This is a genomic window from Ruegeria sp. AN6 (assembly GCF_056540425.1).
Window position 1 is genome coordinate 44,549 of record NZ_JBQFWR010000012.1, and the last position, 18,575, is coordinate 63,123.

The window sequence follows — 18,575 nt, forward strand, 5'->3', positions numbered from 1 at the left end:
CGGATCGCAAGCCGCAATCGGCGAGCAACAGCCCTCAGCTGTTGCAGGTTGCAGGACAGACAATTTATGCCGATGCGCAATTTGCAAACGTTGCGAATTGCTTAGAAAAGCAATAGCATCTGAATCAGCGCGGGTGCCGGATCGCGCGGTAGTTTGAAATCGCAAGCCCGGTTATGGCACGCCTCTGCGCGGCGTGGCTTTCGGGCGCAGACCCGGAGACCAAATTGAAAATCTATGCCGCTGTAAACTCCAAGGGCGGGGCTGGGAAATCGTCCATGCTCATCGCCTTTGCCTCTGCCTTGCACCATCAGGGAAAAAGGGTGCGCATCCTTGATCTGGATTCACAAGGCACACTCTCGGATTGGTTGAATCCGAAAAACGGGCTAGACCCGATCCCCGCAGATGAGCTTCTGATCGAAGCCGGGCAGTTTGCGGCGGACGATGCAGAGAATGCCCGGCTGGCTTACGCCCACATCCTTGAGGCGGAACGGGCCGGTGGGTACGACTACCTGCTGATCGACACCAAGGGCGAACCCAGCATGACCGCCGCGATGGCTATGGCCGTGGCAGACATGGTGCTGTGCCCGACTGACGGGTCGTCTGCGGAGTTCAATCCGATCATGGTGACCTACAGGTCGTGCGAAGCGGCATTGAAGCAAATCGGCAGCACAGCCGATCCGCAGGACAAGTTCCGGATCGTCTTCACCCGGCAATCTGTCGCGCAGTCAGCCGGTATTCAGAAAGGCAAACAGGCGTTGGAGAAACGATTCCGCTGTGTCGGTGGACTTGCCGACACGGCCGCAATGGACGACGCACTTCGGACAGGAACAACGATCGGGCGGTTGATGGGCTTTGCTGAGGAAGCGATGGAAATGGCGGAGACGCAAACAGCCCGGTCGAATGCGCGCCGCATGGCCGATCGATGCAAAAAGGCGTTGAGCAATGCTGAGTTTGTGTTGAATGCACTCAAGGAACGCGAGGTGCAACATGCCCCGGCCTGATAGCATCGAAAACCTGTTGTCGGGGTCCGCGTCAGACATCGCTCCGACTGTGGCGGATCTGACCAAGCAGGCCAAAGATGATTTAAAGCCCGAAACGGCCGAACCGGCCAAGGCGGTCAAGCGCAAGCACCAAATGCCAAAAGCGAGACAGGTTGTAGAAAAGCGTCGTGCCCCGATCAGGTTTCAGGTTTCGGCACCTGAAGGCGGTGAGGTGGAAAGCGCCTTAGAGGAAATTCTGGCCGCAGTTCCAAAAACCCTTCGATCAGGCATCAGTATTGGCACTTTGTTCAGGCAAGTTTTGATCGAAAATGACGCAGAGATTGCTGCAATGATCCGCAAAAGCGTTGGGGACAATGACCAATGAGCAAGAAGAAGAATGACAAAGTGAGATCGAACCCAGCTACCCCGCCCAAAAGCACGGAAGGGACACCTGTTCGAATCCAGGTTTCGACCTCGGATGGCTCGGAAATCGCGGAGGCTCTGGAAGCCGTACGCGGGCGGATTCCCCGTGAGTTCCAGAAGAACTTCAACCTTGGGGCCTTCTTCAAAGAAGTTCTCCAGGAAAACGACACAGAAATTGCCAAGATGATCAGGGCGAGGATGCAGGACCATAGGGCGCACTGATCCTATGTTGTCGGGCTGCCAGAAAACTCCAATGTCGGATCGGCAGCCCGTGGGGAGGCGGCGCGGCCTCCCGTCCCACATACACAACGGCTGATTACACACGGGGACCCTAACCAAGACCCGCCGGCGGATCTGGCCGAACACGCATGTGTTCGGACGGAAACGCGGGCGGGAACAAACACCTCCGACAGGATGGGCAGACAGGGTCAAGGAGAGCCAGATTTGGCTCGGCCCAAATCTCTGCCGCAAAACCGGCAGGCCCCGGCCTGACTGTTTTGGGGATGGCCCCCTTGAGGCTGGTTGGCCAACCTGTCGCGGTCCCTCTTCGGGACCGGCACCGGGAAGGGCGCGACTGGCGACCTGCCCCGCCGGCAACGGCGTCCCTGGAACAGGGATGAGAGCCGCCGGGTGGCGGCCCCTCCTCGCCAGAGGATTTAGTCCTGGGGTTCCTTCGAGCTGGGCGGGAACATCACCAGCTCCGAGACCGCGACCGGGAAGTCGAGCTTGAGGCTGAAGAACTCCGAGCCATCCCCGTTGCGGGTGTTGCGGAACATGGCCCCGACGCGTTGGAAGCGGGTGCGCTCCTGGCCGTCGTTATCGGTGAACTTGACGGGGACGGTGGCGACGTAGTGGTTGGTCATTTGGGTTTCTCCTTTTTGCGATGGGGATCTGACAGCACGGGGGCAAGAGGCCCGGTCGCAAGCGCAAATGCGGAGGGTCCGCGGCCCCCGGCGTGGAAACCGTATTTGTGCTTGCCGGAGCGAAGCGGAGGGTACGGCCGGGCCGACCCCGTGCGATCCACATGCATAAGCAAAAAGGAGAGGCCCGGATGATCGCTGACACCACGCAGTTGCCACTGACCTGATCAAGTTGATGAGATCATGGCCGCAGCGATCACATCTCCCTGCGCGGGGTCTTGATCCGGATCGCCCTCGGTCGGGATATGCTGTTCTTCGGCCGCAAGCGAAGGTCCGTCGCGGGAGCCGGGCAGATATCCCTGTTACCGGCACCAAGGTTGTGGGCGTGGGGGACAGCTGGTACGACCACATCGGTACGGCACAGCCAAACCTTCAGCAATGAGCGTACCGCCGACGTCCCGACCGTCGACAATCAACGAGCCGCACAAACGCCCGAAGTTGCACTGATCCGTGCCCTCTGTCCCGGGTCGACAGGAACAGGCCACGCGCTCGAATTCAATCGACGCCGCACCCCGTACCAATTGACCAAGCCGCGTTGTCGCGCGTTCCCCGAGCTGGCGCTCTGCAGCGCAGGAAGGTCTCCACGTCTCCGGCGTATTGAACCCAACGAGACGCACGTTCGCTGTCATGCCCCGAACATCGATCGTATCACCATCAATGATCCGAATATCGCTGGCGCGAATGGACCGGTCCGGCGCGGCTGATCGCGCGACAGCAGGCGCGACCGAAGACAGAAAGCTGGACGCCATCCAGCCCATTCCCAGGTTTGATCGAATTTGCGTCCACTGCCCTTCATGGCGAAGCTTTTCGACGCGCGTCCCTTCGCTCAGAACGCCCATCACGGCATTCGCGGTAGACGGCCCGGCACGTTGGTTGACACGTGTACCTGTTACGTAGACGTAAGCGCCTTTCGTCGTTTGAGATGTGGGTCTCGCTGAAGGACTGTAAGCTGTGGACCGCGACGTTGATGACTCAAAAAAAGACACAACCAACGCAATAAACGCGACGGCGACAACCACCGGAACCATAATTTGGCGTTGCGCCCTGCGCACGGCACGCCGAGGTGCTTTGATCGCACGGATCACGGAGTTCGGACGGGGTCTCATCTGACCGGATCTGGAGTCGCGCTTTGGCGCTGGTTGCGAAATACGGCCGTCTGCACCCTCCCTCGTCTGGGCCGGTTTTTCTCGTTCCAGTTTCAGGACTTTGTGCAGGCTGGCATACTGAGCCTTACTCAGGCGCGTTCTGGTCCCATACCGCTGAAACCGTTCGGCCATATTTGTGAGAAACGACACCTCCCAATCGTTTGCCTGCCCGGAGCGCAGCCGAGCATCAATGCGCGATTGGATTTCTTGTGTGCGTTCCGGAGAAAAGGGCATCCAAAGAAAAACCTGCAATAATGGTATGCAACACAACAAATGTCATTTGCACCGCCAACACAATAGACCGAGATTACATCGAGATACCGTCAAGGCAGCTGGGAAACGAGATGGCTGGTGTCAGCCATTGCTGTTGAGCGTAGTCGCGCATCTGAATTGCGAGTGCCACCGCTGAAACAACAAAAGGGCCGCCCGAAGGCGACCCTCTCATTTTACGTCTCTGTCGTCTTCTTCACCGGATCAGCAACCCGCATGACCGTCAGACCTTTCGCTTCCGCCTTCTGACCGAGGTTCAGCGCGACCCCATTGCCGCCGAAGAGCACAACCCCCGTCGCCGCGAACTTGTCGTCCAGCATCTCGTCATTGCATTTGAACGGAGCCGCCCGGCCATGTGCGGACCAGCGCGGATCGAACCGCGCCTGCGCAATGCCCCGCGCCCGCGCCCAGCGAGCCGCGATCATTTCCGCCCCGTGCTTGCCACCCTTGTGGCAGAGGAAGATATCCTGATTGCGGTTCTGCTTGATCCGGTCGCGAACCTTGTCGAGCGTGTTGAAGATGATGTCGATATCGGTCCAGTCGGTGGCACCCGAGACGATCAGGGGCACTCCTTCGACCTTCGACTTTTCGGCCGTCTCACGATCATGCTGCTCCAGCAGCTGGCGTGCTTCAAAGATTGCTCCCGTCTGCTGCGCGCGCGCACTGGCGCGCGATCCCGCTGCGGGGATGAAGGCAAGACCCGTTTCGATCTCGTAGCATTCCGCCGCCGCCTCGCTCATCACCTCGATGGCGCCGACGATCTCCCGCAGGTGCAGGAAGCGGGCCTGGGCCTCTTCCAGAGCGGTCTCGGCGATCTCTGATCCGTCGTGAGATTTTGCCAGCGCGCCAATCTTGTCGGCTGTGCGGTCGACCTCCTTGCCGAGCGCAACCTTGCGCCGCTGCAGGATCGTCGCCAGCCCGTGGGCGAGCGGTTCGATTTCCGCCTCAAGCCCGGTGTCGCGCAGCTGACCGAGCAGCGTCTCGAAGGTCTCGCGGATGATATTATCTTTCAGAATGTCATCTTCGGGGATCGGCAGCTGAGCGTCTTTCTCGGTCAGTCCAAAAAGTTCGATGGTCTCATAGGTGTTCGCTTGATCGTATGCCATGTCTGGTCTCCAGAGTTCGAATGTTCGACCACCACGTGAGCGTGGTGGCATGGCCGAATTTCTGGTTCTCCGAATCTGTTCGGGTCAGGGACGGCGCAGCCGCCGGCGTGCCGGGCGCAAAAGTTTTCCGGGCGCGACATGAAAAACACGCGCGCCCTCGTGCACTGGACCGCCTTCTCCACCCGCACAGCCTCTGCCGAAAAGTTTTGCGATCCTTGAGGCGGGCTGATTTGGGGGCCATCCGGAGGATATGCTTCCACGCTCATGTGTGTGTGTTTTGACGGTAGGTTTGCCCGACGCGAGCAGGCAAACGACGCGACCGGACGCGGAAGACGGATGCAGCGGCAGGATCGTTTTGGCCTTGGGCCAAAACAGACCAGAGCGCAATCCGGCGGAGCGGCCGGGGAGCGACGTGCTCGCGAGGCGGGCAAACCGGGATGCCGGGTGCGACGTCGCGATGAGGACGCATGTCCGAATGCGCGACGGACCGCAGGGCCGTTCTCGCCTGCGACACGCGAAGCCGAGCAGGAGAGGCCGGAAGGCTAGATCAGGTTGGTTGTCTCGCACTCACACGCGAAGACTGGTTTGTCATGCTTCATTTGTACGCACGACATCCCTCAAAACCGGACGGAGAGCCGACATTCGCTGCGCCAGAAACCAATGTCTGCTTTACAGAAATCTCGGCGCAACTCGCCAAAAGACGAAATGACCTGCTAAACACTCCCAGCCTTCCGAAGACGATGTGATCATACGGTTGGACTAGGCAGTCGAGGTTACCAGCACCTATACCCTGCTCACTTATGTGATTTTGACTGATTTATTGCTCTTGCGCTGCAATAAACTTCAGGCTCGGCGGCGGGCTAATTGGTAATCTACCCCTGTCATTCGAAAGCGCCAGGTTAGCATCTCTTGGCTCACAAGATACCGTCGGCAGGCAGCTTCATCCTTGAGCCTGGAACGTCGGATGGACATCAGCGCAGGTCTTGGGAGCAAAAGCGTTCCAGCAAGCCAATCCGCTTCGTCTTCCTGGTTCTGATCGAAATTTCCCGGCACCAGTGATCCGTCGTCCATTATGCACGCATCCGCCAGATCGTGACCGAGAATGGTGTGAGATAATTCGTGCATGATGACGTTGTTTCGTCTGCCTTCGGACGAGACGGGCTTGTAGATCACCAAGTTGTCCTTCCCAATTCTCATCGTTAGCGCGGACCAGGAGTCATCTGCTTCATCACTCAGTATGTTAAGGTCTTCGATACCAAGAGAAGCAACGTCTGCAACGGACCAAACCGTGACGCCAAGGTGACTGGCAAGGCGTTCCGCCGCCAAAGGCTCAGTTTGGTCTAAGCCAAGCTGTCTACGATATTCTACTGAACGTCGCTCGCACTGTGATTTGAAACCCCTACGAAATGCCAACTAGTGCCCCCTTGCATCCACTTCATCAGCGAACTGCTTGGACGCAGCCTCAATCAGGTTTGCCAGCGATTTGGCAGTCGTGGGTGGCATTGCCTTCTTGTTCTTGAAGGCAATTTGTAGATTACCAACTCCAGTGAATTTCGAAGGCTCTTCCTCCAACCAAGCACACACTTTTTCGAGTGTGCCCACATCCGGCACGTGTCCCTTTTCAATCCGCGAGAGGGTCGAGGGGCTGATCCCTATTTCCTTTGCTGCCGCCCGAATCCCTTGGTTTCCACGCTTCCGACTGAGCAGCGCACCTAGATCACTTACATCCATGGTTGTTCTCCCAAGTGTCCCTTAGGCTGGCATTAGTGTTTCACATACTGGACAGATCGTTGCTGCCCGGTTAATGTCCAGCCTATGAAACACTTGAATCACGTCGTGGGACACTAGTCAACTGCGGCGAAACGGAACAACGAGGCCGAGCATGAACAAGCACCTGGGTAGTCCCACAACGCCATGGGAGAGCGTTTCAGAGCAGATGTTGGCGGCAGTGGCCATCAAAATCGAACTTCCGCCTAGCATGCATGCTCTCCTGGCTGAGCGAAAAGAAACTATCGAAAAGCACCTAGAACGAGACGGAAGCCCGCTGAAGGGAAAAGTCCGGTTGTTTTATCAACAGGGGTCGGTGGCCATTGGGGCGACCATTCGGGCAAAGCTCAGGTTCGAGGGATTCGACATCGACATTATTGTCGAGTTGATGAACCCTGGCTTGGCACCTTGGCAGGCACTGGATCTGCTCTACGAAGCGATGCGGGGGGAGCCGGGTTCACGCTACTACGACATGACAGAACGTCAGACACGGTGCGTGACGGTTCACTACGCTGACGGGATGCACCTCGATCTGTCGCCTGCCGAACTGATCAACGAATTCGATCCGCGTCAGAGCTTTATCTATCATTCGAAGCCTGAAGAGCCCCGCAGTCGAGACCACAAGGTGCTAACTAACAGCTTTGGGTTCGCCGACGAATACAACATGACTTGCCCCGTCGATCTGTCGTTCCAACAGGAATATGCCCGTCGGGCGCTCAAGGCCGACCGTGGCTTGGTCGTGATGCAGAAAGATGCCGACTCGCTGCCGGTGCCCGAACACTCTACCGTCGTAGGCGGCAAATCAGCGGTCACAGTGGCGCTGCAACTGATCAAGAGGAACCGCAATATCCGGTGGGCCACCAGAGATGGCCGTATGCCTGCTTCTGTGATGTTGAGTTGCCTTACTCTGGAAGTGGCCGAGGCGGGTCGAACAATCGGCCAGAATCTCAGGGTCACCGCACAGCACATTCTCGACCGCCTACTCTGGGCGAAGAGCGTTGGGGAACTGATCCATGTCGAAAACCCACGATGCCCTGGTGATGTGTTCACGGACCGCTGGCCGGAAAACCAAGCCGCCCAGGACAGGATGATCGCAGATATGCGGCTGTTTCTGGATCAGCTCGCGGTGCTTCAGAATGATAATCGGTCGCTGCGTGATCGGCGTGACACACTGAAGGCGATGTTCGGGGAAGATATTGGCCAGTCGGTGGTAGACGACCTGGAGCGAGATATTGGTGAGGCAATCCGCAGCGGTCGACACGATTTTGGTGCCCTCGGTGGCCTCGCCATGAGCCCGGCAATCGCCAGGGCCAAACCGGCTGTTAAGCCCTCGACCTTCTATGGCACCAAGTGGAGGCGTTCATGAGATCCCTGCTAGCACAGGTCAACGCCATGCACCGGGATTGGCCACAGTTCCAAGCGGCCCTGGGACTTGGGCCGCAATCCGTGATCTGGTTCGGCAACCTGAGGGGGCTAGAGCGGCAGTTTCACGTAAGCATCGAATATGGCTTACCCATGGCCCGGCGGCACGAGCAATACCGCAGTATGCCCGTGGTTCGTGTCCTAAGGCCCTCCCTAGTCCCGAATTGGGATGCTGAAGAGGAATCACCGCTCCCACACGTCTATTTCGAACCGCCGGACATCAGGCTGTCGCCGCTATGCCTATTCGACCCCAAGGCAAAAGAGTGGGACCGGACCATGCTCATTAGCCGTACCACCGTTGGCTGGGCGGTTCGATGGCTTGCCGCCTACGAGTTCTGGGAAATGACTGGTCGGTGGATAGGCGGTGGACGCCACGACGAAGATGGGTCCGAGAAAGGTGAAGACCATGCCGCGTGACAGCGAATATGACCACACTGTTCCACGCCGTTCTGATGGAACCAGGCAGACGCTCAGACCCGTCCAACCGTGGCCGTCGGGGAAGCCGTTCAACATACTTTCTATCGATGGTGGTGGTATCCTGGGTATTCTGCCGTGTTTGATCCTGGCCGAGATCGAGAAACGTTTCCTGGACGGAGAGCCCATCGGCAAGCACTTCGACATGATCGTTGGGACGTCAACCGGCGGTATCATCGCGTTGGGGCTGGGCCAGGGTAAATCGGCCCAGGAGATCTCCAAGCTCTATATCGAACGTGGCCGTTTCATCTTCCCCGGCAATCGTCTAACCCGGTGGCTCCGTGGCTGGGCGGGCTGGGCGTTCACACCATATGATCGGGGCAACCTGGAGAAAGAGCTCCGCCGGGAATTTGGCGATGGGTTCTTTGGGTCTTCGACCATCCCCACCTGCATTCCGTCATTCGACGGTCGGTATGGCGAACCTTATGTGTTCAAGACCCCGCACCACCCGGACTACAAGAAAGACCGGCATGAACGACTCGTAGATGTTGGGCTCTCCACAGCGGCAGCGCCCACGATCTTCGCAGCGGTTAAGAGGAATGGCTACGTGTTCGCGGACGGCGGTATCTGGGCCAACAATCCGGCCATGATCGGTTTGGTAGACGCGATGACTTGCTTTGATATTGATCGTACCCAAGTCAGGCTCTTGAGCCTTGGATGCGGTCAGGAAACATACCGGATGCGCTGGTGGCACCGGGTTGGAGGAAAGCTAATTTGGGCTGGTGCATTCGTGACTTGTGCCATGAGAGCTCAGTCTCACAACGCACTTGGACAGGCCGGGCTTTTGATAGGACGTTCTAACATGATCCGTCTCGATGCACCCGAGGTGGCCAACCGGATCGGAATGGATAACGTTGACAGGGCATTGGCCGAGATGCCTCCCGTCGCAAGGTCTCTAGCTGAAGCATCAGGTCAAAGTATATCTCAGATGTTTCTGCAACGCGAAAAAGGCCCGCCGACGCATGTTCAAAATGGTAAGTTGGAAGTCAGCACACATGGCATGAGCAGCTATTAGCCAAATAGCGTTTCAATGACCGAAATGGGCCGGCTCATCACGCCATCTCTCAACCACAGCAACGCTGGAATAGGGGAACCGTGTGACCCACGGCTCCCCCTGCTGCTCGAAGGCTCAGGCTCATGCTCTCGTCAGGCGACCAGAGACAACCCCGCGCCCGCGTCCTGCGGCTGTTCCCCACTGTCGATGAACGGGATGATCGAAAAGGTCTGACCACCACGCTGCTCTTCGTTCTGAACGGCGTTGACGCGCAGATCGCCATCGGGGGTGTTGATCAGCAGCGACAGGTAGTCGTTGCTGGTGCGAGCACTCTTGGCCATCCAGGCCGAGCCAACGCGGATCGGCTTGCCGCGCGGTGAACTGATCTCGATCCGATAGTCGGGATGCGTGTCCTCAGATTTGAAGTCGTTCTGGATCAGCGTGAAGTCGAGATCGAACATCATGTTGGCGATGTAGCCTGCGAAGGCATTGTCGGCGTCCATCGCGGTGAGCTCGCCCGAGATCGAGCCAGACTTCATGATACCGTTTGAGACCAGTGGGATGATCTCGAATTCATCGCTTTTCGCCTCACGAGCCTCTTTGGTCTGTACGGCGTTGACCCGGAACGGGCCCAGGCCAACATCGATCTGCATCGAGATGTAATGGTTGCCGCTGGTATTGCCGGTCTCGTTCCAGGCGGTACCGATACGCACCTTGCGACCCGACTTGTTGACGGCGGTCACATCAAAGTCCGGGCTGCGTTCGGACATTTTGCTGCGGGCTTCCAGCTGGATGGCGATGTCAAAGCGGCTGCTGTGGATCATACCGGAGTAAGCGGTTGCGGCGGTTTCAACGTTTTTTGGTCAGGGTTCCTGCGAACATGGGTCATTTCCTTCAGTTTGTGCCGGTGCCTGACCTCTGATCAGCGCCACCGGGATTGCTTTTCGACCCCTCATGGGATCACAAAACCCAAAGTCCCCTTTCCTTTCCTGCCGACCTTTCAGCTGGCGCATCCGCAGACAGCGTCGCACTGCCTCTCCGCCTTGTGAAACGCCCTCCCCTGCCTACTGCCTCACGTCGGCTGTTCGGGTGTTCCTCATCGTCACCCTCCGAACCTTCGATGAAGAACTCTGCTTCATCCCCGTTCAACCGTTGCCCGCTTCGGTCGGTCAGCCCGATACTGCTACCATTCGGGACATAGGTGATCAGATACTGACCCAGGCGGTCCTTGTGCACGCGGTAACTGGTGTTGGCCCAATGGACTATCTGGCCTGCATCCACGGCGGATTTGATCTCATCAAGTGTCATGCTTGCCTCCTTCCCTATTCTGCCGCCAAAGATGCCGTATCTTGGGCGGCATCTGTGCCTGTGCCCACGATCCGGGACAGAATGCCAACTGTGTCGACACCGTCTCCGTGCGGCAGGAACACCCGCAGCTGGAAGGCGACGATCTCCGTGAAACACCCGAACGCCTTCAGGCCGTCGATCATGCCTCTGTCGGCACCGCTCAACTCGAGACGCATCTCGCCGGCGACACGGCGGCGCGTCAGCGACAAACCCCGGCCCAGATCGACAGATGCCGTGGTGCCAAGCACAGCGGCCAGCATCTCTTGCGGCGTTTGCGGTTCCAGGACGAGGAACCGCGCGCGCAGGGCCGCCGCCCCTTCCTCGCTCAGCGTTCGCCCAATCATGCTGGTGCCGCCATCAGGCGTAACCCGATAGATGCGCTCGTTTGTGGTCGGTATGTCTTTCCAGATGGGCAGCAGCAACCCTGTCAAAAGGAAGAGCTTGGTGGTTGAGGTTTTTGGCAGGGCGGCGGCCTCCTCCTCCCAAAGACGGATAAACTCGAGCTTCCCGATCTCCTCCCAGGCGGAGGCCTCAAAACGGGTCTCCTCGAGATAGCTGGAGCCATTCGGCCGCACCGCCTTGCGCATCAGCGTGACGGTGTCTTCGTCATACATCTGCATGGGCAGCGCCGAGATCAGACCTGCGCGCCCGGAGGCACGGTTGATCATCGGCCGCTTGTCCGAATTGCGATCGAGTGCTTCTTCGGCCGACAGCACGTACACAGGGTCCGTCACCTCCAGTCCGATGATACGCGTGACCGCGCCGGATTTCGGGCAAGTCCAGAGATCTTCGGTCGAGACCTGTTCGATCTTCTCGCCGCGCAGGGTTTCTACCCCAAGATCGAGCGTGCCCGCCGCACGGGCGCGTTCGGTCTGATCGGCGATACGGCGCATAAATTCAGCAAAGAGCGCATTCTGCATGTGGATCGGCAGCGCCAGCACCCGGTTGAGGAACCGTTGGATCGGGGGGAGCTCTTCTAGCAGAATGCCGTCACCATCGACCAGCCGCAACGCGGTCCAGTCGGTGAAGCGCTCATAGCTCATCGCCTCGGCGCGCCCGGCAGCAAGATCGGCGTAGTAGCCACGCAGCGCCGCCCGCGCGATCGGGCTTTCGAGATTGTCCTCTTCGCGGAACATACCCTGCGAACCGGTCTCGCGCTGGCCCTTGGTCAAAGCCCCCAGTTGATCCAGGCGTTTACTAATGGTGGAGGTGAAGCGTTTTTCGCCATGCACATCGGAGGTGCAGACCCGGAAGAAGGGCGCGCTGACCTGCGCCGAGCGATGTGTGCGGCCCAACCCCTGGATGGCTGCATCGGCCCGCCAGCCGGGCTCCAACAGATAGTGCCGCCGCCGCTTTTGGTTCCTCGCTGTCTTTGCGGCATGATAGGACCGCCCTGTCCCGCCAGCATCCGAGAAGATGAGGATATCTTTGTCGCCATCCATGAAGGCCTGGGTTTCCGATGACTTGCTGCTGGCGGCGCGTTTCTCGATAAAGAGGTGACCATCCTCCGCCTTCAAGGGTCGAATGGAACGCCCGGTCACTTCCGCAACCGCCTCGTCGCCAAAGGCCCAGAGGATCTGATCAAGCGCCGAGGGGATCGGTGCCAGTGTCATCAGGCCCATCATCGCCGCATCCCGCAGGGCCAGCGCCTCGCGCGAGACAACCAGCGAGCCATTCTCATCGCGCAAAGGCTCTGCGACCATGTTCCCGTCGATCTCGACGAGCTTTTGGGCATGGATCGGGAAGGCCTGCTCGAGATAGCTCAGCACGTAGTCCCGGGGCGTCAATGCCCCCTCGACCAGCTCATCTTCCGGGTCCATGGACTCGAGCCGCCGCTTCAACAGGCTTTCCCCCGTCGAGACCACCTGGACGACACAAGCATAGCCCTCCGCCAGATCCTGCTCGATGGCTCGAATTATGCTGGGTGCCTTCATGCCCATGAGGAGATGATTGAAGAACCGCTGTTTGGTGCTCTCGAAGCGGGACTTGGCCGATGCGCGCGCGGCGGAGGCATTGGTCTTACCCGAGGCGTCATTGACGCCTGTGGCGGTCAAAGCCGCCTCGAGATTATGATGGATCGTGCGGAACGCGCCCGCATAGGCATCGTAAATCTCGGTCTGGGCCGCGGTGAGTGCGTGTTCGAGCACGTCATATTCGACGCCATCGAAACTGAGCGCGCGGGCCGTGTAGAGACCAAGCGTCTTCAAATCGCGTGCCACAACCTCCATGGCGGCGACGCCACCGGCCTCCATCGCGGATACAAAGCTCTCGCGGCTCGGGAAAGGATACTCTGGTCCCTGCCCCCAAAGACCCAACCGGGCGGCATAAGCAAGATTGTGCACACTGGTTGCGCCTGTGGCGGAGATGTAGAAGACGCGGGCGTGTGGCGCAGCAAGTTGTAACCGCAGGCCGGCAAGACCCTGTTGGGAGGGTTTGACCCCCCTGCCCTGCTCGGATCCGGCGGCGTTCTGCATCGCGTGAGCCTCGTCAAACGCCAGCACCCCGTTGAACTCTGTTCCCATCCAGTCGAGGACCTGGCTCAGCCGCGTGGTGCCGCATTTACCCGCGGATCGTAGCATCGCGTAGGTGACGAAGAGAATGCCATCCCCCATGGGGATGGGCTGATCCGGCTTCCATTTGGAGAGCGGCTGGATGTCAGCCGGCGAGCCCCCGAGATCGGCCCAGTCGCGGATGGCGTCCTCGATGAGAGTGGCCGATTTGGAAACCCAGACGGCCTTGCGACGCCCGGCAAGCCAGTTCACCAGGATCAGCCCCGCGCATTCCCGGCCTTTACCGCATCCGGTGCCGTCGCCAAGAAAGTACCCAAGTCGATAGGCCTGAGCGTCCAGATCGTCATCCGCCCGTGTCAGCTTGCTCTGGTCGTCATCAATGGTGAAACGCCCGGGCAGATCGCGCCCATGAGCGTCATGCGCCATGATGACCGTCTCGAGTTGCGCCTCGGAGAGGTGCCCTTCCTCGATCAGGCGGGCGGGCAGCCGCAATTCCTCGTCACCCGTGTTTGAGGGCACCGGTGGTGCAACAGAGGCCATGGCGATGCTCTCGACCAGCGGCGTGGGGTGTTCCTGCGCCCCGGCGATATTGATCCGCTGCGGTCGATAGCGGGCATAGATGTCCGAGACGGGCGTATTGTCGCGCGGGGTCTCTAGGCTCGCAATGGTAAGCGGCATGGCCACATTGCTGCGGGGCTTGGACGCGGCAATCGCAGCTGGCTGCTTGCGTCTGACAGGCGCGGGAACACTCCTTGATGGGTATGGCATGGCCGCCGCCTGCACAGGGCGTGTCTCGCACCGGGTTGCGGCAACCGCATCGATATGACCCAGGGCTTTGTCCAGGTCGTCAACACTGGCCCGGATCAGATCGCTCTGCTCCTGCACCTTGTCAAAGACCATGAGCTGGGTTTCAACTGTCGTGCCGAGCTTGCGGTACACCTGTCCCGGGATTGTCAGCGCAAGGCACGGGGTGAGGATGCCACAGGCTCGCGCCCAATGCGCGTCATCACGTTCCGGGCTGAACCCCGGCGGCATGATCGCCACCAACCGCCCGCCTGGCGCGAGACGCTTGGCCGCGGCGATGAGGTGTTTGGCCGCGATATGCCTGTCCTTTGAGCGATCGACCGAAGAGGCGAAGGGCGGGTTCATCACAACGACATCAGGCAAGGTCGAGGATCGCAGCAGATCGTCGATATGCTCGCCGTCATGCCCCGTCACATCGGTGCCGAAGACGGCCCGAAGGAGGCGTTGGCGGAAAGGGCCGATTTCATTCAGCATCACTTTTGCGCCCGCGCGGATAACAAACGCGGCCAAAGCACCGGTTCCGGCTGAGGGTTCCAGCACGGTCTCGCCATTGCGGATTCCCGCTGCCCGCACCGCCAGGGCCGCATAGGGCAGCGGCGTGGAAAATTGCTGCAGCCGGATCTGTTGCTCTGAACGGCGCGTTTCCGTTAGTAGGCGCGATGCGAATAGCTTTGCCGAGGCGATATCGTCAACATCTTCATCACCTGTCAGGAGTGTTTGAACCGTGGCGGACTGCATCATGTCATAGGCTATGCGCCAGTCCCATGCGCCGCTGGCATCGCTGCCGCCAAAGCATGTGCGCATGATGCGGGCCAGTACCGAACTGCGCAGCGGCCGGTGATTGATCTCCGCTCCGATCCGCTGCAGCGCCGTGACGAGATCAGCTTCGGAAATAGTGTGAGCGGTATGTGTTGGGCTGGATACGGCCATGGGGTCTGTCCTTTGGGTCAGGTCTGAGTTCCAAAAGACAAGAAGCCCCCTCTACACTTTGGGAGTGCGGAGGGGGCTCGAATGGAAATGTATCAGTTTGCTCGTCACTCCTCCTGCCCCGCCAGGAACTCGGCGAGAACCGGGCTCGCGGCACCTTTCGCCGAGGTGAGAAGTTCCGATCCCGCGAGTGAGGCCTTTGACAGACGCACCAGCCCGCCGGTTTCCGCGATGCGATAGCAGCGCCGCTTTTGCTGCCCGCGCCGGTAGTGCGTCGCAGTGACGATCTGACAGGTGCTGCCATCGGTCAGTGTCACGGGAGCGGCAAGTTTGATCTTGTCGCCTTCTTCATACGCCGGAATCGTGGCCCAATCCCGACAACGCTGACGCCAGGCATGGGCATAGTTGTCGGGGTCCTTGATCTCGGACAGTAGTGCCAACAGGCTGAGTGGTGCACGGGACTCGACCGGGCCCGCGTTCTCTTCCATGTCTTTGTAGCCCCAGCAGCCATCGTCATACCGCGTGAGGAAGACAGCCCCGAAGGTGATGGACCCATCGGCATCGCTCACATAGGTTTTGTCTTCGACGGGTGAGCCATCGAGGTTCGAGACCTTGGCCGCCGCATACCAGGTCGAGCCGACCTTGCAGGCTTTGACCAGTTCGGTCTTTCGGATGTCGGTCTCAAATGTGCAGAGCCGCGTGATCTCCGCCTTCTCATCCGCATAGGATTTGACGCGGCGGTCGGTATAGAAAAGCCATCCCACTATGCCGCCCTCCGGTCATCAATTTCCATGAGCGCATCAAGCGGCACGCGGTAGGGTTGCATCGCGTCGAAATCCTCGCAATTGCCGCTGTTCTCGACGATGGCGAAGCTGTCGCAGGCATCCTTGAGAATGACCCGAAACGTGCCGCCGAGACCGGAGGGCACCTCGTAGGTCCCACCGATGAGATAGTCAGAAGGGCTACGCGCGAAAACGCGGATGCTGTGCCCGTCGGTGGCGAGCAGGATCGCTCCCTGCCCCCGGTCGATGAGCACCTGCACGTCGTCCAGGATGTCGGTGTAGAACTGGCCAGTGAGGTCCCGGAACGCAGTCTGGCGCTGTGCCATCCAATCGAGATCACGAAACGGGTTCAGGCCATCGGCAAAAGCGAAAGTGGGATCGGCCTGTCTGGTTGTGACGATGCGGGTGGTCGTGCCGTCGATACCATTTGACCGCAGATGCACGCCATTGCCGACGATCAAGATCAGAGCGGGCCTGTCCACGGGCCCGTTCCAGTTGGGCAGGAAGGTTTTGCAGGCGCGCGCGTGATCGATCTGCGCCGCGACCGATGACGCGGAGAATTTGAGAATAGCCATGGGACTGTCTTTCCATTGGGTGTGGGAGAGAGTTGACCCGCGCGGTGACTGAGTCTCGCGCGGGTCGATGGAGCGTTCAGGCCGCTTCCGCGACGTCGTCTTCGGTGGTCTGCGCCTCAGCCTCGGGGACACCCTCGAATGCCACCCCCGCCGTTTGCATCATCGGCGGGCACCATGCGGCGACTGCCGCACGCTGAGCGTCCGTGAGCGTGGCGAAAGGCTCGGCGAAGAGCTTGCCGCAAAAGGCGACAATCTCCTTCTTGCTTGAAGAAGCCAACGTGACCGCTTCCTGGGTAAGGCCGAGATCCTCGCCGAGAATTTTCAGGAGCCAGGCCTTCTTGAACCGGTTGAACAGCGCCGCATTTGGCGTCCAGTGCGCGCGAATGTCGGGCATAATCTCGATCTCAAAATCATGCATCAGGCTGTCGCGCTGCCGGTCCCGCGCAAAGCAGGATTGCGTGGTGCTGGCAGCAGCAAAGGCGACGAGTCTGGCCTTTTCGCCCGGCTTCAGTGCACGGAACGCCGCAAACTGATCGGCAGGCGACCGGGCCTCATCGAGCCAGGACAGATCGAGCGCATCATGCGCCTCCGCCACCTGCTCGAGCGAGGTGCCGTCAATGTCATCCATCTTGGCATGGTTGCGATACTCCTTGCGCGCATCGAGCTTGATGGCGGTCGTGACGCTCATGCCACGGCAGAGAACGTCACTCACCAGCTTGAAAAGCGTCAGATCGAGCGTCGCCTCCGGATGCATCGCCATGGCGGCGCCAAGGGCCATGGCCCGCTCGGTCTTGAGATCTTCCGCGAGCGAGGCCGGATAGCTGATCTCGCCGGCATCTGCCTCCGCTTTCCCAGCAGATGCCCCGGTGGAGCTGTCTGGCACCTCAGGCTTGTCCTCGGGGCGGACGAGACCCGCATGGAGCGTCACCTGCCCGTTGGACCACGACGCGATCACACCAGCGCGCGCAAGATCTTCGGTGCTATAGGCCTCTTGCAGATCTCGCGCTTCGTCTTCCAGAGCATCCACGCGTTCGTAGAGCGTGTTGTAGGCGTCATCATCAAGCCCTTCATCTTCCATTTCGAGCTGCAGTTTCTCGAGTTCGGCAGTGATGTCGTCGATGCGCGCCTGCGCTTGTTCATCAGGCTCAATGGGTCCGGGATATACCCGGCCATAATCGGCCATTTCCGAATAATCATAGCGCACAACCGCATCGGCCCAGGCAAATCCCATCTTCTCGCGGGCCTCCTCAGCTGCGGCGGTAAGCTTTTCCAGCAGGATCGTCTCGACGAGCTCCGCATCCTCGAGCACCGAATGCTCTTCCAGAAGATCGGCCGCGATGGCACCACCACGTGCCTCATAATCCTCACGCACGAAGGTCCCGATATCGTCACTGACCTGGACGCCGCGGGATTTCAGCGCCTGTCGCACTGTATAAGCCTGCAGATAACCCCCTTCCTTCGTCAGCGCCTCGAAGACCTCGTGCTGCACCTCCTGGCTCGGATGTTCGGCAAAGGCCTTCATCGTATCGAGCGTGATGGATTTGGCACGCGCGGCGGCACGGATGTCAGGGTGGATCAGACCATAGCGCAACCGGCTTTTGACGGCAGCAACTGTGGTGCCGAAGGTCTTTGCGATGGTCTCCGGCGTCTGCCCATCGACACCCATCATGCGCGCAAAGGCCTCGAATTCGTCAATCGCCCCCATCGGTGCCTGGGTAATGTTCTCGGCGAGCGACAGTGCCGTGGTCACGTCGCAATCCTCGGGCACGAGGCGGCAATCGATCTTGGTCTTGGCCGAGAAACCCTTCGCCACTTTGTCCGCAGCCAGTTCTTTCAACGCGGCATGCCGACGCCCACCGGCGAGTACGGCAAATTTGCCATCGATCTTCTGCACCAGCAGCGGCTGGAGCAGGCCCAGCACGGCGATGCTGGCCTTGAGATGCGCGATGTTCTCGGATGCGTAACTCTCCGGGGAATTGCTCCGTACGTTGGCGGGGTGAGCGACCAGATCGCCGATTGCAACGGATAAGGGTTTGAAACTTGCGGTCATGGGGTGTCCTTCTCAATGGATTTGTGAGGCCTGCGCGATCAACAGCGCGACCAATCCCCGGGATTGGGGATCTCGAGCG

The 18,575-nt window shown here is 59.6% G+C and carries 17 protein-coding genes and 1 pseudogene; 7 read left to right on the top strand and 11 right to left on the bottom strand.

Annotated elements, in window-relative coordinates; genetic code table 11:
* Positions 1-224: 224 nt before the first annotated feature.
* From ACR0MQ_RS17125 to ACR0MQ_RS17135, 3 genes are read left to right on the top strand one after another with little or no spacing between them, the layout of a single operon-like run.
* A complete protein-coding gene (locus ACR0MQ_RS17125; protein WP_480609695.1) occupies positions 225-1,001 on the top strand; it encodes an AAA family ATPase in 777 nt (258 codons plus the stop codon).
* Positions 988-1,365 carry a hypothetical protein gene (locus ACR0MQ_RS17130; RefSeq protein ID WP_480609698.1) on the top strand — a complete coding sequence of 126 codons (378 nt, stop codon included), beginning with the start codon at positions 988-990 and terminating at the stop codon, positions 1,363-1,365. Before ACR0MQ_RS17125 ends, ACR0MQ_RS17130 begins: the two co-directional genes overlap by 14 nt.
* Entirely contained in the window at positions 1,362-1,625 is a 264-nt protein-coding gene (locus tag ACR0MQ_RS17135) for a hypothetical protein (protein ID WP_480609701.1), read from the top strand. Before ACR0MQ_RS17130 ends, ACR0MQ_RS17135 begins: the two co-directional genes overlap by 4 nt.
* Before the next feature lie 434 nt (positions 1,626-2,059).
* Here the strand turns inward: ACR0MQ_RS17135 and ACR0MQ_RS17140 are convergent, their stop codons facing one another.
* The 3 genes from ACR0MQ_RS17140 to ACR0MQ_RS17150 form a co-directional block, all read right to left on the bottom strand.
* Positions 2,060-2,266 (bottom strand): hypothetical protein, encoded by a 207-nt coding sequence (locus ACR0MQ_RS17140; RefSeq protein ID WP_188678824.1) that lies wholly within the window; start codon positions 2,264-2,266, stop codon positions 2,060-2,062.
* 359 nt (positions 2,267-2,625) lie between these two features.
* Complete coding sequence (locus ACR0MQ_RS17145; RefSeq protein WP_480609704.1) at positions 2,626-3,702, bottom strand: SH3 domain-containing protein; 1,077 nt, start codon at positions 3,700-3,702, stop codon at positions 2,626-2,628.
* A 212-nt stretch (positions 3,703-3,914) separates the two neighbouring features.
* Positions 3,915-4,844, bottom strand: coding sequence for a DUF2493 domain-containing protein (locus ACR0MQ_RS17150; RefSeq protein WP_480609707.1), 930 nt, complete (start codon positions 4,842-4,844; stop codon positions 3,915-3,917).
* Between the two features lie 336 nt (positions 4,845-5,180).
* Between ACR0MQ_RS17150 and ACR0MQ_RS17155 the strand changes: the two genes are divergently transcribed.
* Positions 5,181-5,390, top strand: coding sequence for a hypothetical protein (locus tag ACR0MQ_RS17155; protein WP_480609710.1), 210 nt, complete (start codon positions 5,181-5,183; stop codon positions 5,388-5,390).
* Positions 5,391-5,687: 297 nt separating this feature from the next.
* Here ACR0MQ_RS17155 and ACR0MQ_RS17160 read toward each other — a convergent pair whose 3' ends face one another.
* Both ACR0MQ_RS17160 and ACR0MQ_RS17165 read right to left on the bottom strand, forming a co-directional pair.
* Positions 5,688-6,017, bottom strand: coding sequence for an ImmA/IrrE family metallo-endopeptidase (locus ACR0MQ_RS17160; protein WP_480609713.1), 330 nt, complete (start codon positions 6,015-6,017; stop codon positions 5,688-5,690).
* A 240-nt stretch (positions 6,018-6,257) separates the two neighbouring features.
* Positions 6,258-6,575, bottom strand: a complete 318-nt coding sequence (locus ACR0MQ_RS17165) for a helix-turn-helix domain-containing protein (protein ID WP_480609716.1) — start codon at positions 6,573-6,575, stop codon at positions 6,258-6,260.
* Between the two features lie 151 nt (positions 6,576-6,726).
* Here ACR0MQ_RS17165 and ACR0MQ_RS17170 point away from each other — a divergent pair, with 151 nt between their 5' ends.
* Genes ACR0MQ_RS17170 through ACR0MQ_RS17180 form a run of 3 tightly spaced genes read left to right on the top strand, consistent with a single transcriptional unit; the run spans position 6,727 to position 9,522 of the window.
* Positions 6,727-7,977 carry a nucleotidyltransferase domain-containing protein gene (locus ACR0MQ_RS17170; RefSeq protein WP_480609719.1) on the top strand — a complete coding sequence of 417 codons (1,251 nt, stop codon included), beginning with the start codon at positions 6,727-6,729 and terminating at the stop codon, positions 7,975-7,977.
* Positions 7,974-8,450 (top strand): type II CBASS E2 protein, encoded by a 477-nt coding sequence (locus ACR0MQ_RS17175; RefSeq protein WP_480609722.1) that lies wholly within the window; start codon positions 7,974-7,976, stop codon positions 8,448-8,450. The genes ACR0MQ_RS17170 and ACR0MQ_RS17175 overlap by 4 nt, the downstream gene beginning before the upstream one ends.
* The gene (locus ACR0MQ_RS17180; protein ID WP_480609725.1) at positions 8,440-9,522 is read left to right on the top strand and encodes a CBASS cGAMP-activated phospholipase; all 1,083 of its coding nucleotides are present in this window, start codon (positions 8,440-8,442) and stop codon (positions 9,520-9,522) included. Before ACR0MQ_RS17175 ends, ACR0MQ_RS17180 begins: the two co-directional genes overlap by 11 nt.
* Positions 9,523-9,653: 131 nt before the next feature.
* Here the strand turns inward: ACR0MQ_RS17180 and ACR0MQ_RS17185 are convergent.
* From ACR0MQ_RS17185 to ACR0MQ_RS17210, 6 genes and pseudogenes are all read right to left on the bottom strand, one after another.
* Positions 9,654-10,383, bottom strand: a pseudogene (locus ACR0MQ_RS17185) (DUF736 family protein).
* 78 nt (positions 10,384-10,461) lie between these two features.
* A complete protein-coding gene (locus ACR0MQ_RS17190) occupies positions 10,462-10,809 on the bottom strand; it encodes a hypothetical protein (RefSeq protein ID WP_480609728.1) in 348 nt (115 codons plus the stop codon).
* A 14-nt stretch (positions 10,810-10,823) separates the two neighbouring features.
* The gene (locus ACR0MQ_RS17195; RefSeq protein ID WP_480609731.1) at positions 10,824-15,092 is read right to left on the bottom strand and encodes a strawberry notch-like NTP hydrolase domain-containing protein; all 4,269 of its coding nucleotides are present in this window, start codon (positions 15,090-15,092) and stop codon (positions 10,824-10,826) included.
* Between the two features lie 104 nt (positions 15,093-15,196).
* Positions 15,197-15,853 (bottom strand): DUF6927 domain-containing protein, encoded by a 657-nt coding sequence (locus ACR0MQ_RS17200; RefSeq protein WP_480609734.1) that lies wholly within the window; start codon positions 15,851-15,853, stop codon positions 15,197-15,199.
* Positions 15,853-16,446 (bottom strand): regulator, encoded by a 594-nt coding sequence (locus tag ACR0MQ_RS17205; protein WP_480609736.1) that lies wholly within the window; start codon positions 16,444-16,446, stop codon positions 15,853-15,855. Before ACR0MQ_RS17205 ends, ACR0MQ_RS17200 begins: the two co-directional genes overlap by 1 nt.
* Positions 16,447-16,522: 76 nt before the next feature.
* Positions 16,523-18,496, bottom strand: coding sequence for a ParB/RepB/Spo0J family partition protein (locus ACR0MQ_RS17210; protein ID WP_480609739.1), 1,974 nt, complete (start codon positions 18,494-18,496; stop codon positions 16,523-16,525).
* Positions 18,497-18,575: the final 79 nt, after the last annotated feature.

Coding starts and splice junctions, on each gene's coding strand:
- ACR0MQ_RS17130 (WP_480609698.1), top strand. CDS start 988: ATGCCCCGGCCTGATAGCATCGAAAACCTGTTGTCGGGGTCCGCGTCA.
- ACR0MQ_RS17135 (WP_480609701.1), top strand. CDS start 1,362: ATGAGCAAGAAGAAGAATGACAAAGTGAGATCGAACCCAGCTACCCCG.
- ACR0MQ_RS17140 (WP_188678824.1), bottom strand. CDS start 2,266: ATGACCAACCACTACGTCGCCACCGTCCCCGTCAAGTTCACCGATAAC.
- ACR0MQ_RS17145 (WP_480609704.1), bottom strand. CDS start 3,702: ATGCCCTTTTCTCCGGAACGCACACAAGAAATCCAATCGCGCATTGAT.
- ACR0MQ_RS17150 (WP_480609707.1), bottom strand. CDS start 4,844: ATGGCATACGATCAAGCGAACACCTATGAGACCATCGAACTTTTTGGA.
- ACR0MQ_RS17155 (WP_480609710.1), top strand. CDS start 5,181: ATGCAGCGGCAGGATCGTTTTGGCCTTGGGCCAAAACAGACCAGAGCG.
- ACR0MQ_RS17165 (WP_480609716.1), bottom strand. CDS start 6,575: ATGGATGTAAGTGATCTAGGTGCGCTGCTCAGTCGGAAGCGTGGAAAC.
- ACR0MQ_RS17170 (WP_480609719.1), top strand. CDS start 6,727: ATGAACAAGCACCTGGGTAGTCCCACAACGCCATGGGAGAGCGTTTCA.
- ACR0MQ_RS17175 (WP_480609722.1), top strand. CDS start 7,974: ATGAGATCCCTGCTAGCACAGGTCAACGCCATGCACCGGGATTGGCCA.
- ACR0MQ_RS17180 (WP_480609725.1), top strand. CDS start 8,440: ATGCCGCGTGACAGCGAATATGACCACACTGTTCCACGCCGTTCTGAT.
- ACR0MQ_RS17190 (WP_480609728.1), bottom strand. CDS start 10,809: ATGACACTTGATGAGATCAAATCCGCCGTGGATGCAGGCCAGATAGTC.
- ACR0MQ_RS17195 (WP_480609731.1), bottom strand. CDS start 15,092: ATGGCCGTATCCAGCCCAACACATACCGCTCACACTATTTCCGAAGCT.
- ACR0MQ_RS17205 (WP_480609736.1), bottom strand. CDS start 16,446: ATGGCTATTCTCAAATTCTCCGCGTCATCGGTCGCGGCGCAGATCGAT.
- ACR0MQ_RS17210 (WP_480609739.1), bottom strand. CDS start 18,496: ATGACCGCAAGTTTCAAACCCTTATCCGTTGCAATCGGCGATCTGGTC.